The sequence below is a fragment of the Aequorivita sp. CRS11 genome (genome assembly GCF_059693805.1).
This window is the reverse complement of the sequence record NZ_JCATIG010000001.1, coordinates 344,202-358,048: the sequence shown is the minus strand read 5'-3', so window position 1 is coordinate 358,048 and position 13,847 is coordinate 344,202. Positions and strand designations below refer to the sequence as shown.

The window sequence follows — 13,847 nt, the reverse complement described above, 5'->3', positions numbered from 1 at the left end:
GTAATCAAAATCAATTAATTATGATTTATTGCTCTTTAATTCTAAACCTGAATTACGCCCATATTAAAAGGCTTTTCAATAGGCGCGTGGTTTGCAGCTTCTATTCCCATAGAAATCCATTTTCGGGTGTCCAATGGATCAATTACGGCATCTGTCCAAATTCTGGAAGCTGCGTAATATGGCGAAATTTGTCGGTCGTAACGTGCTTTTATTTTGTTGTAAAGTTCAGTTTCTTCCTCTTCGGAAATTTCTTTTCCCTGTTTTTTAAGCGAAGCAGTTTCAATTTGAAGCAACACTTTTGCAGCGCTGTTTCCACTCATAACCGCAAGTTCAGCGCTTGGCCACGCCACAATCAATCGCGGATCGTAAGCTTTTCCGCACATTGCATAATTTCCTGCGCCATAACTATTTCCAATAACAATTGTAAATTTTGGAACAACGCTATTGCTAACGGCATTCACCATTTTTGCTCCATCCTTTATAATCCCCCCGTGCTCGCTTTTGCTGCCAACCATAAAACCGGTAACATCCTGTAAAAATACCAACGGAATTTTCTTTTGGTTGCAATTTGCAATAAATCGAGTTGCTTTATCAGCGCTATCGCTATAAATCACGCCGCCAAATTGCATTTCGCTCGGCTTAGTTTTGGCTTTTGTGGTTTTTACCAAAGTACGCTGATTGGCAATAATTCCAACGGCCCAACCTTCTATTCGTGCATAGCCCGTTAATATTGTTTGTCCGTAGCCTTCTTTGTATTCTTCAAAATCGCTATCGTCCACAAGGCGTTTTATAATTTCCCGCATATCGTATTGTTCAGCGCGAGATTTTGGAAGAATTCCGTAGATGTCTTCTTGTTTTTCCTTTGGCTTTAAAGACTTTTCTCTGTTGAAACCAGCTTTGTCAAAATCGCCAATTTTGGAGACTATATTTTTTATTTTATCCAAAGCATCTTTGTCGTCTTTTGCTTTGTAATCGGTAACGCCACTAACTTCGCAATGCGTTGTCGCGCCCCCTAATTCTTCGTTATCAATGCTTTCGCCAATGGCGGCTTTTACCAAATAACTTCCAGCAAGAAAAATACTTCCGGTTTTGTCAACAATCAAAGCCTCGTCACTCATAATTGGAAGATACGCGCCGCCAGCAACGCAACTGCCCATCACCGCTGCAATCTGGGTGATGCCCATACTGCTCATTACGGCATTGTTTCTAAAAATCCTTCCGAAGTGTTCCTTATCGGGGAAAATTTCATCCTGCATAGGCAAATAAACGCCAGCGCTATCCACCAAATAAATTATAGGCAAACGGTTTTCAATGGAAATTTCCTGCGCGCGAAGATTCTTTTTCGCAGTTATAGGAAACCAAGCGCCCGCTTTCACGGTAGCGTCATTCGCCACAACTATGCACTGTTTTCCTTTCACATAACCAATTTTTACAACCACACCACCACTGGGGGCACCGCCTTGTTCCTCATACATTCCATCCCCAGCAAAAGCGCCGATTTCAATACTTGGTTTTTTTTCATCCAATAAATAAGCTATGCGCTCTCGGGCAGTAAGTTTGCCTTGGCTATGTTGTTTGTCAATACGTTTTTGCCCGCCGCCTAGTTTTATTTTTGCCAGTCTATTTCTTAAATCAGAAACCAGCAGTTTATTGTGATCTTCGTTTTTGTTGAAGTTTAAATCCATCTAAAAAGTATATTTGCGCTAAAATACAAAATGCTTCAAAGTTTTGGGTTGAAAGTTCAAAGTTTAAAGTTGAAAGCTGATTTATTAAAACTATTAGCAATTTACTTTTCGCTAACTCCTTTAAAAACTATGACATTTTGTTAACGAAAATCTATTTTATAATACCGATATTTGTTTTTGCTCGTAAATTTGCGACTTGAAAAAAATCAACAAAACAAAAATAAATTATGGGAATGAATAAAAACACTGTACTTGCCTGGGCCACGTTTATTATGATTGTTGTAGGGGTCGTACTCATTGGGATGGGCGCCTTCCGCTATGACGATGTTGCTGGATGGGGGTTTGCTGCCGTAGGTATTGGCTTCTTCGCCATTGCTTGGGTTTTTAATGCTTTAAAAGGAAGGGTATAAAAACCAATTCTACAAAATAAAATTTTCTACAAAAACCTTAATTAATACTCGAAATGTCCGACGATAAAAAAGTAATTTTTTCAATGTCTGGGTTGACCAAAACCTATCAAAGTGCCCAGACTCCAGTCCTTAAAAATATATATTTAAGCTTCTTTTACGGTGCCAAAATTGGTATTCTTGGTCTTAACGGAAGTGGTAAATCCACTTTATTGCGAATTATTGCAGGCGAAGAAAAAAACTATCAAGGCGATGTAGTTTTCGCGCCAGGCTATACAGTTGGCTATCTTGAACAAGAACCAAAATTGGACGAAACCAAAACAGTTTTGGAAGTAGTAAAGGAAGGCGTGCAGGAAGTAGTTGATATTCTTGACGAATACAACAAAATAAACGATATGTTCGGTTTGCCCGAGGTTTATGAAAACCCGGCAAAAATGGACGAATTGATGGAAAAGCAAGCCAAGCTCCAAGATAAAATAGACGCTACAAACGCTTGGGAATTGGACACTAAGCTTGAAATTGCAATGGATGCGCTGCGTACGCCCGAGCCAGATAAACTAATCAGCGTACTTTCTGGGGGCGAAAAAAGAAGGGTTGCGCTTTGCAGATTACTTCTTAAAGAACCAGATGTGTTGCTGCTTGATGAGCCAACAAACCACTTGGATGCGGAAAGCGTGCATTGGCTGGAACATCACCTTTCAGAATACAAAGGAACGGTGATTGCCGTAACCCACGATAGATATTTCTTGGATAACGTTGCAGGTTGGATTTTGGAATTGGACAGGGGAGAAGGCATTCCTTGGAAAGGGAATTACTCGTCTTGGTTGGATCAAAAATCGAAACGTTTGGCGCAGGAACAGAAAACCGCTGGAAAGCGTCAAAAAACTTTGGAGCGAGAGCTTGAGTGGGTTCGTCAAGGAGCAAAAGGAAGACAGACAAAACAAAAGGCGCGTTTACAGAATTACGATAAACTTTTAAGTCAAGATCAAAAACAACTCGACGAAAAGTTGGAAATATACATCCCGAACGGTCCACGTTTGGGAACAAATGTTATTGAAGCGAAAGGAGTTTCAAAAGCTTTTGGCGATAAATTACTTTATGAGGATTTGAACTTCAAACTTCCGCAAGCGGGAATTGTTGGGATTATCGGCCCGAACGGTGCCGGTAAAACCACTATCTTCAAAATGATTATGGGCGAGGAAACGCCGGATAAAGGAACTTTTGAAGTGGGCGAAACTGCAAAAATTGCCTACGTTGACCAAGCGCATTCCAATATAAACCCTGACAAAACCATTTGGGAAAACTTCAGTGATAGCCAGGAATTGATTATGATGGGAGGCAGGCAAGTAAATTCCCGGGCATATTTGAGCCGTTTCAACTTCAGCGGAAGTGAGCAAAACAAAAAAGTTTCGATGCTTTCCGGTGGGGAACGAAACCGTTTGCATTTGGCGATGACTTTAAAGGAAGAAGGAAACGTGCTTTTGCTGGATGAGCCAACAAACGATTTGGACGTAAACACACTTCGAGCTTTGGAAGAAGGTCTTGAAAACTTTGCGGGTTGCGCCGTGGTAATTAGTCACGACCGTTGGTTTTTGGATAGAATCTGTACGCACATTCTTTCTTTCGAAGGAAATAGTGAAGTGTATTATTTTGAGGGCGGTTTCAGTGATTACGAAGAAAATAAAAAGAAACGTTTGGGTGGCGATTTAATGCCAAAACGAATCAAATACAAAAAATTGATACGATAATTTATGTGGAAAAATATATTGATACTTTTATTGGTAATAACCATCTCTTCCTGCGGAAGTAAGAAAAATGTGATTGATGCTTCAAAAGATTCAAAAGAAGTTGTAAATGAAAAGGATGCAAATGTTGCTTATGAAAGCTTGGGAAATGATGTTGCAGAGGTAAAGCTTTATTTAAAAAAGAATGGATCCTTTCAGTTAAACTTCAAAACCCTAGAAGCGCCGGTAGGGCAGGATGATCCAGTAAAATTGGTTTATAAAGGAAACTATACTTCTACTGAAACTGACGGTTGGAAAACATTAACTTTTACCCATCCGGATTTTGTAGCAAATGGAGTTTTTGATTCAAGAAAGGACCAGGGTATTCAAATTATTAGTGATAAAATTGTTAAAATAAATACTGACAAACACACCCTTTCAATGTGGGGTTTGGTTTGTGAAAAGCAATAAAAATTAAGTTTTAAACTAAAAACCCGATTCAATTCTTGAATCGGGTTTTTTTATTTCTAAATCATTTTATTTATTGATTACTAATTTCTTCGTAACAGATTGTTTTCCGCTATTCACTTTCACTAAATAAATTCCCGCCGCAATTCCATTTGTTTTTACTGTGATATTTTTATTTGTTCCAAAATTTCCGCTGAATAAATTCTTTATTTTTTTCCCCGAAATATCATAAAGTTGAACCGTTCCTTCCGCAGAAAGATTTTGCGAAATAGTAAATTCTGAAGTCGCAGGATTTGGATAAATTTTGATGGAATCTGAAGCCAATTCATTCTCACCCACATTTAAAATATCACTCACGTCATAACTGTGCATTCCCCTTCCAAAAGTTCCCGCATAAAGCGTTTTGGTGGGTTCGTGGAATTTTAAATCCATAATCACAGTATACGGAAGATTGTTTCCTAAAATAGTCCAATTGACACCATCATTTTTGGAATACCAAACGTTTAAATCTGTTGCCACGAATAGTATATTCTCAGCTGGATAGGTAATAATATCGTTTACAGGAATATTAGGAAGATTGGATGAAATATCTGTCCAATTTTGTCCACCGTCAGTGGTTTTGAATACACGCGGCGTGTAATCTAAATATTTAAACCCGGAAACGGTAACATAAGCAATCATATCATCACTCGGAACCATTGCGATGGAAGTGATATATTGATCTGGCAAGCCTGCGCTTACGTCCGTCCAAGTTGTTCCGCCGTCAAACGTTACGTTCACGTTTCCGTCATCGCTTCCAGTGTAAATTACATCTAGATTATTATAGGATGCTGCAATTGCAGTAAGCGTTCCAAAAGCCAAAGAACCGCTTGGGTGAAGGCCGTCTGTTAAATCTGGGCTAATTGCGGTCCAAGAAACCGCTCTACTAGAGGTGTATAATTTGTTACTTCCGTAAAACATCATTTCTGGATTGAACGGCGAAAGAATCACAGGGGTATTCCAGTTAACACGATCACTTCCGCTTATTCCGTTAGTTCCATTTTGAAAAGATGTTCCTCCATTTGTTGAACGACGAAGGTTTCCATATTGCGATTCGCCATAAACATAATTATTATCAATTGGGTCAACATTTACGTGAAAACCATCACCCCCAATAATAGAATTCCAATCATTTGCACTACCTGTGAGTGTGCGTATTGTATTGTTATCCTGAGTTCCCCCATAAAGTCTTTCAGGATGCTGATAATCAACTTCTATGTTGTAGAATTGGGTAATCGGAAGATTTTCAAAATGCGTCCAACTGTTTCCGCCGTTATTGGAAATATATGCCCCACCATCGTTTCCGGCGAGCATAAAACTGCTGTTTGTTCGTGAAAAATCTAACGCGTGATGATCAACGTGCATTCCGTTCAGCGTATTCCAAGACGAACCGCTATTGGTAGATTTCGCAATGTCGAATCCTACAATATAAACTTCGGATGAATTTGTTGGGTTTACGCGAACGTTTCCAAAGTACCAGCCAAAGTTTGCGTCTATCCCACTCAAAGCTCCTGCCGATGTTACTAGGGTCCAGTTATCGCCATTGTCTGTTGATTTGTAAAGGCCATTGAATTCATTGGTAATTTCATTAGTTGTAAAACGTGCATAAACCGTTGAAGGATCTGATTCTGAAACCGCGATGCCTATTCTTCCTGTTTGTGCATTTGGAGCAGGTAAGCCGTTGGCAGCACCGAGCTCTGTCCAAGTAGTTCCGCCATCCATCGATCTATGAATCGCTGAAGTTACTCCGCCATAATCCCGTTGCCAAGGTTTACGAGTACGCTCCCACATTGCGGCATAAATGATGTTTGTATTTGCAACATTCATAGCCACATCTATTGCAGCAGTTGAGTCTGTTACAAATAATACTTTTTCCCAATTTGTTCCGCCGTTAGTTGTTCTATAAATTCCTCTTTCCACATTTTTACCATACAATTCCCCAGTAGCAGCAGCAAAAACACGATCGGGATTTGTGGGGTCAACTACAATTCGGCCTATGTGGTTGCTTTCGGGAAGACCGACGTTTGTCCAAGTATCGCCAGCGTCATCACTTCGGTAGATTCCATCGCCAAAATAGGCTCCGTCTGTTGCGCTTCCGTTTGCTTCCCCGGTTCCTGCATAAATTCTTTGTGGATTTGATTGTGAAATAGCGATATCTCCAATAGACGGTTTGGTTACTTCATCAAAAATAGAAGTCCAGTTTGTACCGCCATCGTAGCTTCTGAAAATTCCTCCCGTTGCCGTAGCCACATAAAGATGGTCATCGTTATCTGGTGAAATCGCAACATCTGTAACGCGTCCACCAGTGTTCAATGGTCCGATAAAAGTCCATTCCCCAGCTTGCTCGGGAGATCTATTGGCAAGAATTTGTTTTGATTGCAGAATGGCTTCTTTATAAGCTTCTTTGTTTATGTAGTTATTTGGATAAGCGCGTTGGTTGTACATCCATTCTGCTGGATATTCCATCTTTCCAATTTCTTTTTCTTCGGAATTTTCTTCAGAATTGTTTTTGCATCCAATAAATAGTAGCGCGGAAAATGCTATAAGTGCAATTAAGTTAAGGCGTGGTTTGTAGTTTTTCATCAATGGCGTTTTAGAATTTGGGTTTTAAAAGAATACAATTTAGTTCGTTATTGTAAATATCGTTATTATTTTTTTGGATACCAATCCAATTGAGTAACCTTAATATCAGGATTTCCTGCTCCAACTAAAGATTTGAATTTTGAAACATCGCTTAAACCTTCCGTGCCACGATAATGATATGGGTAAACTGTTTTTGGTTTGAAAGCCAAAACCGCTTCCGCAGCTTTTTCAACAGTCATTGTATAGGGGAGATTCATACAAACGAAAGCAATGTCTATGTTTTTAAGGTTTCGCATTTCGGGAATATCTTCGGTGTCGCCGGAAATGTAAATACGTTTTCCATTTCTTTCAAGAACGTAACCATTTCCTCTTCCTTTTTCATGAAACTTTAAAGCTTCGGGACGAAGATTATACATTGGGATTGCCTCAATTGTCATTTCAAAATCCTCACTCATTTGTCCATTCGCGATTACATTCGTTTTGTTTTCAAGGCTTTCGGGCATTTTATCAAAAACAGCTTTTGGTGCAAAAATCACGGTTTTATAAGTAGCAATAGCTTCAAGTGTGGAGATATCCATATGGTCACCGTGGATGTCTGTAACCAAAACCATATCTGGTTCTGTATAATCAGAAAATGCTTCTTTTCCGCCCACAGGATCTACATAAATTATGGTTCCATCCCAATTGAGAACCATACTGGCGTGCTCTATAGGGTTTATGGTAAAACCCTTTTCAGTTGCGGCTTCCCCGCCATCAACTTCTTCCATAGGAGTATCAATTATTGCTTCGGTTTCGGTTTTTTCTGAAGTGTTTTTGCAAGCTGTAAATGCAATTGTTAAAATTAGTAGAAAAGTAAATTGTTTCATTTAAGTGTTTTTTTTGAAGATACTAAGAAAGAAATAGTTGCTGAGTTCTTTTGCATTTTTTTTAAGAAATAACATCGCTCACCAAATAAGCAATTGCCTTACCCACTTGATTCGTAAAAATTCCTGCAGAAGGCGATCCTTCACAAATGTGAAGATAGCTAGCATTCTCAATTTTTGAAAAATAAGAAACAAATTGTCGGGCCTCAGTCAAAGTAAATCCGCTGGGTGAAATGGCACTGCTGCCCATAAATTCTATAGCGTCCATATCCAGCTCAATTCCAAAGTTATTTTTGCAGCAGAAATTTTCAGAATCTTTCATTGCATCGGAAAAAGACAGTTTTTGTTTTACAGAAATATCTTCAAAAAGGTTGAATTTTACTCTTTCTGAATTTTTTTCGATTGTATTGAAAACCGCTTCCGAAGTATAATTTCTATGAAGTCCGAAGATAAAATATTTATCCAAGAAACCTTCCTCAAAAGCATACGAAAACCCATTGCCGCTGTGTCTATGCTCTAAAGCACGAAAATCTGTATGCGCATCAAAATTGACGCAATTTATGGGTTTTTGCAAGGCTTCTGAAGTTCCTTTTAAATTTCCAAAACTGTTGTTGTGCCCGCCACCAATGATTATTGGGAATTTGCCAGCTTCAACAACTGTTTTTATAATTTCAGAAACTTTATGGTCAATTTGGGTAACTAATTCGCCTAGTTCTTCGGCGTAATGATTTTCTTCTTTGGAAATATTTTCCGCCTGTTTCATTTGAGTGTCGCAGTCTATTTCTCCCAAAAGAATCACATTTTCAGGATTCGTTAAATGGTTGTGCTGAATATTCAAAAGACTTCCCAAAGCAGCTTCCCAAGCTTTTGAAGTTCCGGGATTTCCATAATTTGCACGAACGCCAATATCTTCGGGAATTCCTAAAAGTACATATTTTGCAGGGTGATTTTTTATATCTTCGAGCGTTTCAACAAAGTTTACTTTTTCACCAAATTTGGTTTCCCCAGCTCTTTTTTTTAGGAAAGAAGCTACATTTTTTTCAGAATAAATTTTCAGTAAACTCATTTCACTTCTTTGCCATTAATGATTACAGAATCGATCAAATTACTGCCGAAAGCATACGGCAAATAGCCATAGGACGGAACTGGTTTTGTAATGATGAGGTTGGCCTTTTTACCCCTTGTAATGCTGCCGTGGGTTTTGCTCAAGCCCATTGCGTATGCGCCATTCACGGTTGCTGCGTTTATGGCTTCTTCTGGCGTGAGTCTCATTTTTATACAGGCTGTTGCAACTACAAAATTCATATTGCCGCTGGGCGTGGAACCTGGGTTGTAATCTGTGGCGAGCGCCAATGGCAAACCTGCATCAATAATTTTTCTGCCTGGTGTATATGGAATGCTCAAAAAGTAAGAGCAGGAGGGAAGTGCCACCGGCATAGTTTTACTGTTTTTCAATGCTTCCAAATCTTCATCGGTCAAAACTTCCAAATGGTCCACGCTTAAAGCGTTGTGTTTTACTGCGGCTGCAATTCCGCCAATACTGTTGAATTGGTTTACGTGAACTTTTGGAATTAGGTTGTGTTTTTTCCCTTCGGAAAGAATCCGTTCCATATCTGTAACCGAAAAATAACCCTCTTCGCAGAAAATGTCCACGTAGTCAGCGAGCTTTTCTTCCGCAATTTTTGGAAGCATTTCGTTGCACAACAAATCCAGATAACCATCTTTATTACCTTTATATTCCGTTGGAATTGCGTGCGCTCCCAAAAATGTAGTTTTGATTGTAATGGGGTATTCTTCGGAAAGCTTTTTCGCCACCCGAAGCATTTTCAATTCTGCGTCAGTCGTAAGTCCATAACCACTTTTTATTTCTATAGCACCCGTTCCGAGACGCATCACTTCCTCCAAACGTGCGGCGGATTGATGATATAAATCCTCTTCCGAAGTTTCTTGCAATTTTTTTGCACTGTTCACAATTCCACCACCTTTTTCAGCGATTTCTTGGTAGCTTAAACCGTTAATTCTATCTACAAATTCCTGTTCCCGATTTCCAGCGTAAACAATGTGGCTGTGACTATCGCACCACGCTGGCAGCACTATTTTCCCACTGCAATCCAAAGTTTTAAAACCTTGATGTGGCCCCATTTTGTCCATTGTTCCATAATCTTCAATTACTCCGTGATTTATAAAAACCCAGGCGTTTTTTATTGTTGGGAGTTCTTTCATTTCTTTTCCGCTTAACTTTTCGGGACAGTTTTCACGGACTTGGAGCAATTCTTTTATATGTGTGAGCAGTAATTTCATTATAATAATTTAAGAGCAAAAATTTTTATAAAGATAGGAAAAGAAAATCCCAATACTGAAATCCCAAATTCCAATTAAAAAGCAAATCCTAAAAAACCAATATTGAAAATGGTTGCTTTAAAATTTCCAATATGAGATTTATTTGGGATTTGATTTTTGAAATCTGGTATTTTCTTCCCAGTTATTTATACCTTTAAGCACCTTGAAAAATTTTATAGAATGAAATCAAAAAATATAGGAATTAACACCATCTGTACACACGTTGGCGAGGTTGAGGACAAACAGTTTAAAGGCGCTGTTTCGCCTTTGTATATGTCCAGCAGCTATGCTTATGAAGATGTTGATGTGAAGAGATACCCACGATATTTCAACACGCCGAATCAAGAGGCACTTTCCAAAAAAATAGCGATGCTTGAAAAATGTGAATCCGCGCTAATTTTCGGAAGTGGAATGGCAGCTGTGAGCACTACAATGTTGGCTTTTTTGCATAAAGGAGATCACGTTGTGCTTCCGCAGACATTGTATGGCGGCACCTATAATTTTGTGGTTGAAGAGTTTCATAAATTCGGAATAGAATATTCCTTTGCTGAAGGTTTTTCCGAAGCTGATTTTTCTGAAAAAATTCAGAAGAACACCAAAGTGATTTTTGTTGAGACACCTTCAAATCCATTGATGCGAATAACCGATTTGGAGATGATTTCAAAATTGGCAAAATCTCGCGGAATTGTAACGATGATAGACAATACCTTTGCTTCCCCAGTAAATCAGACCCCGGCCGATTTCGGAATTGATATTATGATTCACAGCGCCACGAAATATATGGGTGGACATAGTGATATTTTGGCTGGCGCGGTTGCCGCAAGTGAAGAAGACATAAAAATAATTTGGAACCTTGCTAAAAATTTGGGCGGAAGCTTGAGCGATTATACAGTTTGGCTTTTAGAACGCAGTATGAAAACAATGGTTCTTCGCGTTAAAGCCCAAAACAAGAACGCCAAAAAAATGGCGAAATGGCTTGATAAACATCCGTTGGTTGAAAAAGTTTACTATCCAGGCCTAAAAAGCCATCCCGATCACGAGCTTGCAAAAAAGCAAATGAGCGGCTACACAGGAATGCTTTCTTTTGAAATAAAAGAATCATTAAATGTTGATGATTTTTTAAAAGCACTGCAAATTATAAAACCATCAATGAGTTTGGCGGGAGTGGAATCTACCATTCTTTCGCCTACAAAAACTTCGCACGCGCTACTTTCTGCGGAAGAGAGGAAACGTCAAAATATAAACGATGGTTTGCTGCGTTTTTCAGTGGGAATTGAGGAAACTGAAGATATTATTGCTGATTTGGAAGGTGCTTTTCAAAGCGTTTCAAAAATGGAAAAAATTTAAAACAGATTTTATGAAAATTGATATACTTGCTATAGGCGCACACCCGGATGATGTGGAATTGGGATGTTCGGCAACTTTGGCAAAGGAAATAAGCAACGGAAAAAAAGTTGGGATTTTAGACCTTACACGAGGCGAACTTGGAACCCGAGGCACAGCTGAAATTCGCGATGAAGAGGCTGCAAACGCGGCAGAAATTTTAGGAGTAAAGCTTCGGCATAACCTTGAATTCTCTGATGGTTTTTTGGTTAATAATGCTGCATCACAACTTGAAATAATTAAAATCATTAGAAAATATCAACCAGAAATCGTTCTTTGTAACGCCATAGACGACCGTCACATTGATCACGGAAAAGCCAGCAAGCTTGCCAGCGATGCGTGTTTTTTGAGTGGCTTGCAGAAAATTGAAACGATACAGGACGGCAATCATCAAAAGGCATGGCGGCCAAAGCACGTTTACCATTATATTCAATGGAAAAATATTGAACCCGATTTTGTGGTAGATGTAACGGGTTTTTTGGAGAAAAAACTGGAAGCCGTTTTTGCCTATAAAAGTCAGTTTCACAAAAAGGAAGCAGATGAACCGGAAACGCCAATCTCCTCAACCAATTTTAGGGATAGCATAACATACAGAGCGCAGGATTTGGGAAGATTGATAGGCACCGAATTCGGAGAAGGTTTCACTGTTGAACGATATCCTGCGGTAAATTCAATTTTCGATTTAATTTAATTTTCTTCAATAAGAGTATTGCGCAACCGTTATAATTGATTTATATTTGCGTCCGCTTAGCGAAGTTGTGTTTTAATGCACAATAAATGGTGGTTGTAGCTCAGCTGGTTAGAGCGCCTGATTGTGGTTCAGGAGGTCGCCGGTTCGAACCCGGTCTTCCACCCGAAAATAAAATCCTCCCCAAAAAGGGAGGATTTTTTCGTTTACCGAAGGTTTTATTGATTCTTAGAATTGCTTTTAAATTCTACCTTTAATCTATAACTATTCTGTTTTCTCGATTGGCGACTTCCCAAGCGGTGTAAAAGATCAATTGGGCGCGTTTTGCCATCAAATCATATTCTATTTTATCGGGAGTGTCCGTTATTTTGTGATAATCTTCGTGGACCCCGTTGAAGTAAAATATAATTGGAACATTATTTTTAGCAAAGTTATAATGGTCGCTTCGGTAGTAAAAACGGTTTGGGTCATCTGGATCGTCATATTTGTAATCCAATTCCAATTGGGTATATTTTTCATTCACTTCCGAAGAAATATCCTGCAATTCCTGGCTTAACTTGTTACTTCCTATCAAATAAATATAATTGGGGTTTTCTTTTTTTTCAGGATCAATCCTGCCAATCATGTCAATATTGAGATTGCACACGGTGTTTTCCAAAGGGAACAATGGGTTTTCGGTATAATACCGCGAGCCATACAGGCCGATTTCCTCACCTGTTACGTGCAGAAAAAGAATTGATCTTTTTGGCGGATATCCATCTTTTACAGCCTGTTGAAATGCTTGTGCAATTTCGAGGATAGAAACAGTTCCACTACCATCGTCATCCGCTCCATTAAAAACATTTCCTTCTTTGTCCATGCCCACATGGTCCAAATGTGCAGAAATCACTATTATTTCTTCAGGTTTTTCTGAGCCTTTTATAAAAGCGACTACATTTTCAGAAGACCGTGGCTCTCTTTTTCCTGCGAAATAGCTTTGAGGAACTTCCTGAAAATAATCAGTAGTTCCTGGAGCAGCGGCAATTCCTTCTTTTTTATAAAAGTTGCGGATATATTCCACAGCCATTTTTTGGCCTTTGGAGCCCGTCATTCTGCCTTCCATTTCGTCACCTGCATAAATATATAAATGCTTTTTAAGGTCTTGTGCGTTAATGGAATTTGCGTATTCAACATTTTTCTTTTTTGGGTTAGTCGTGTTTTGCGCAGAATTACACGAAAAAGTTAATGTCGAAAAGATTGCGATAAATAATATTTTCATAAAATGGGTACGAATGGTTATTCAAAAGAGGTAAGTTCATAATCTGTGGCGTTCGAACCACTTTCACCCGTTTTTTTATAATTGAAGGTGTGGGTTTTTATAACTTCGTTGCCTTCTCTATCTTGAGATTTTATAGTTACTTTCACTAAATAAGTTACACCAAGGGAACCCTCTTCATTTTTTGTTTCCGTTACTTCAATGTTTTCATCGTTAAACTTTGTGCCCTCTGGCAACTGTAATTTTTCAATGGCATCTTTTTTTGCCAACTCGCGGACCACTTCTTCTTGTTTGTTTTCCGTAGCGCAAGAAAGAACAAACAATGAAATCATAACTAACATTAATTTTTTCATAAGACACTTTTATAAGGTTAATGGGTAAAGATAAAATAAGTTCTAAGGCTTAATGCAAA

General features: G+C 38.8%; 12 protein-coding genes and 1 tRNA gene. 6 read left to right on the top strand and 7 right to left on the bottom strand.

Annotated elements, in window-relative coordinates; genetic code table 11:
- Nucleotides 1-41: 41 nt before the first annotated feature.
- A complete protein-coding gene (locus AC58DT_RS01745) occupies nucleotides 42-1,685 on the bottom strand; it encodes an acyl-CoA carboxylase subunit beta (RefSeq protein WP_497215055.1) in 1,644 nt (547 codons plus the stop codon).
- 227 nt (nucleotides 1,686-1,912) lie between these two features.
- Here AC58DT_RS01745 and AC58DT_RS01740 point away from each other — a divergent pair, with 227 nt between their 5' ends.
- From AC58DT_RS01740 to AC58DT_RS01730, 3 genes are read left to right on the top strand one after another with little or no spacing between them, the layout of a single operon-like run.
- Nucleotides 1,913-2,095, top strand: coding sequence for a CAL67264 family membrane protein (locus AC58DT_RS01740; RefSeq protein ID WP_068761345.1), 183 nt, complete (start codon nucleotides 1,913-1,915; stop codon nucleotides 2,093-2,095).
- Between the two features lie 53 nt (nucleotides 2,096-2,148).
- Complete coding sequence (ettA, locus tag AC58DT_RS01735) at nucleotides 2,149-3,840, top strand: energy-dependent translational throttle protein EttA (RefSeq protein WP_497215054.1); 1,692 nt, start codon at nucleotides 2,149-2,151, stop codon at nucleotides 3,838-3,840.
- A gap of 3 nt (nucleotides 3,841-3,843) precedes the next feature.
- Nucleotides 3,844-4,287: a hypothetical protein gene (locus AC58DT_RS01730; RefSeq protein ID WP_497215053.1), complete on the top strand. Its 444-nt coding sequence runs from the start codon at nucleotides 3,844-3,846 to the stop codon at nucleotides 4,285-4,287.
- A gap of 66 nt (nucleotides 4,288-4,353) precedes the next feature.
- On the opposite strand, the gene AC58DT_RS01725 is transcribed toward AC58DT_RS01730, so the two are convergent.
- The 4 genes from AC58DT_RS01725 to hutI all read right to left on the bottom strand — a co-directional run bounded on the left by AC58DT_RS01725 (nucleotide 4,354) and on the right by hutI (nucleotide 10,070).
- Nucleotides 4,354-6,906, bottom strand: a complete 2,553-nt coding sequence (locus AC58DT_RS01725; protein WP_497215052.1) for a T9SS type A sorting domain-containing protein — start codon at nucleotides 6,904-6,906, stop codon at nucleotides 4,354-4,356.
- 65 nt (nucleotides 6,907-6,971) lie between these two features.
- Entirely contained in the window at nucleotides 6,972-7,772 is an 801-nt protein-coding gene (locus AC58DT_RS01720; RefSeq protein ID WP_497215051.1) for an MBL fold metallo-hydrolase, read from the bottom strand.
- Between the two features lie 61 nt (nucleotides 7,773-7,833).
- Complete coding sequence (locus AC58DT_RS01715; protein ID WP_497215050.1) at nucleotides 7,834-8,835, bottom strand: formimidoylglutamase; 1,002 nt, start codon at nucleotides 8,833-8,835, stop codon at nucleotides 7,834-7,836.
- On the bottom strand, nucleotides 8,832-10,070 hold the full coding sequence (hutI, locus tag AC58DT_RS01710) for an imidazolonepropionase (protein ID WP_497215049.1): 1,239 nt from the start codon (nucleotides 10,068-10,070) through the stop codon (nucleotides 8,832-8,834). The genes AC58DT_RS01715 and hutI overlap by 4 nt, the downstream gene beginning before the upstream one ends.
- A gap of 219 nt (nucleotides 10,071-10,289) precedes the next feature.
- Here hutI and AC58DT_RS01705 point away from each other — a divergent pair, with 219 nt between their 5' ends.
- The 3 genes from AC58DT_RS01705 to AC58DT_RS01695 all read left to right on the top strand — a co-directional run bounded on the left by AC58DT_RS01705 (nucleotide 10,290) and on the right by AC58DT_RS01695 (nucleotide 12,347).
- Nucleotides 10,290-11,456 carry a trans-sulfuration enzyme family protein gene (locus AC58DT_RS01705; protein WP_497215047.1) on the top strand — a complete coding sequence of 389 codons (1,167 nt, stop codon included), beginning with the start codon at nucleotides 10,290-10,292 and terminating at the stop codon, nucleotides 11,454-11,456.
- Nucleotides 11,457-11,466: 10 nt separating this feature from the next.
- On the top strand, nucleotides 11,467-12,183 hold the full coding sequence (gene bshB1 / locus AC58DT_RS01700) for a bacillithiol biosynthesis deacetylase BshB1 (RefSeq protein ID WP_497215045.1): 717 nt from the start codon (nucleotides 11,467-11,469) through the stop codon (nucleotides 12,181-12,183).
- A gap of 88 nt (nucleotides 12,184-12,271) precedes the next feature.
- Nucleotides 12,272-12,347: transfer RNA gene (locus tag AC58DT_RS01695), tRNA-His, on the top strand.
- A gap of 86 nt (nucleotides 12,348-12,433) precedes the next feature.
- Here the strand turns inward: AC58DT_RS01695 and AC58DT_RS01690 are convergent.
- Together AC58DT_RS01690 and AC58DT_RS01685 are read right to left on the bottom strand one after the other, a co-directional pair.
- Nucleotides 12,434-13,438 carry a M28 family metallopeptidase gene (locus tag AC58DT_RS01690; protein ID WP_497215043.1) on the bottom strand — a complete coding sequence of 335 codons (1,005 nt, stop codon included), beginning with the start codon at nucleotides 13,436-13,438 and terminating at the stop codon, nucleotides 12,434-12,436.
- Nucleotides 13,439-13,455: 17 nt separating this feature from the next.
- Nucleotides 13,456-13,788: a hypothetical protein gene (locus AC58DT_RS01685; RefSeq protein ID WP_497215042.1), complete on the bottom strand. Its 333-nt coding sequence runs from the start codon at nucleotides 13,786-13,788 to the stop codon at nucleotides 13,456-13,458.
- Between the last annotated feature and the right edge of the window lie 59 nt (nucleotides 13,789-13,847).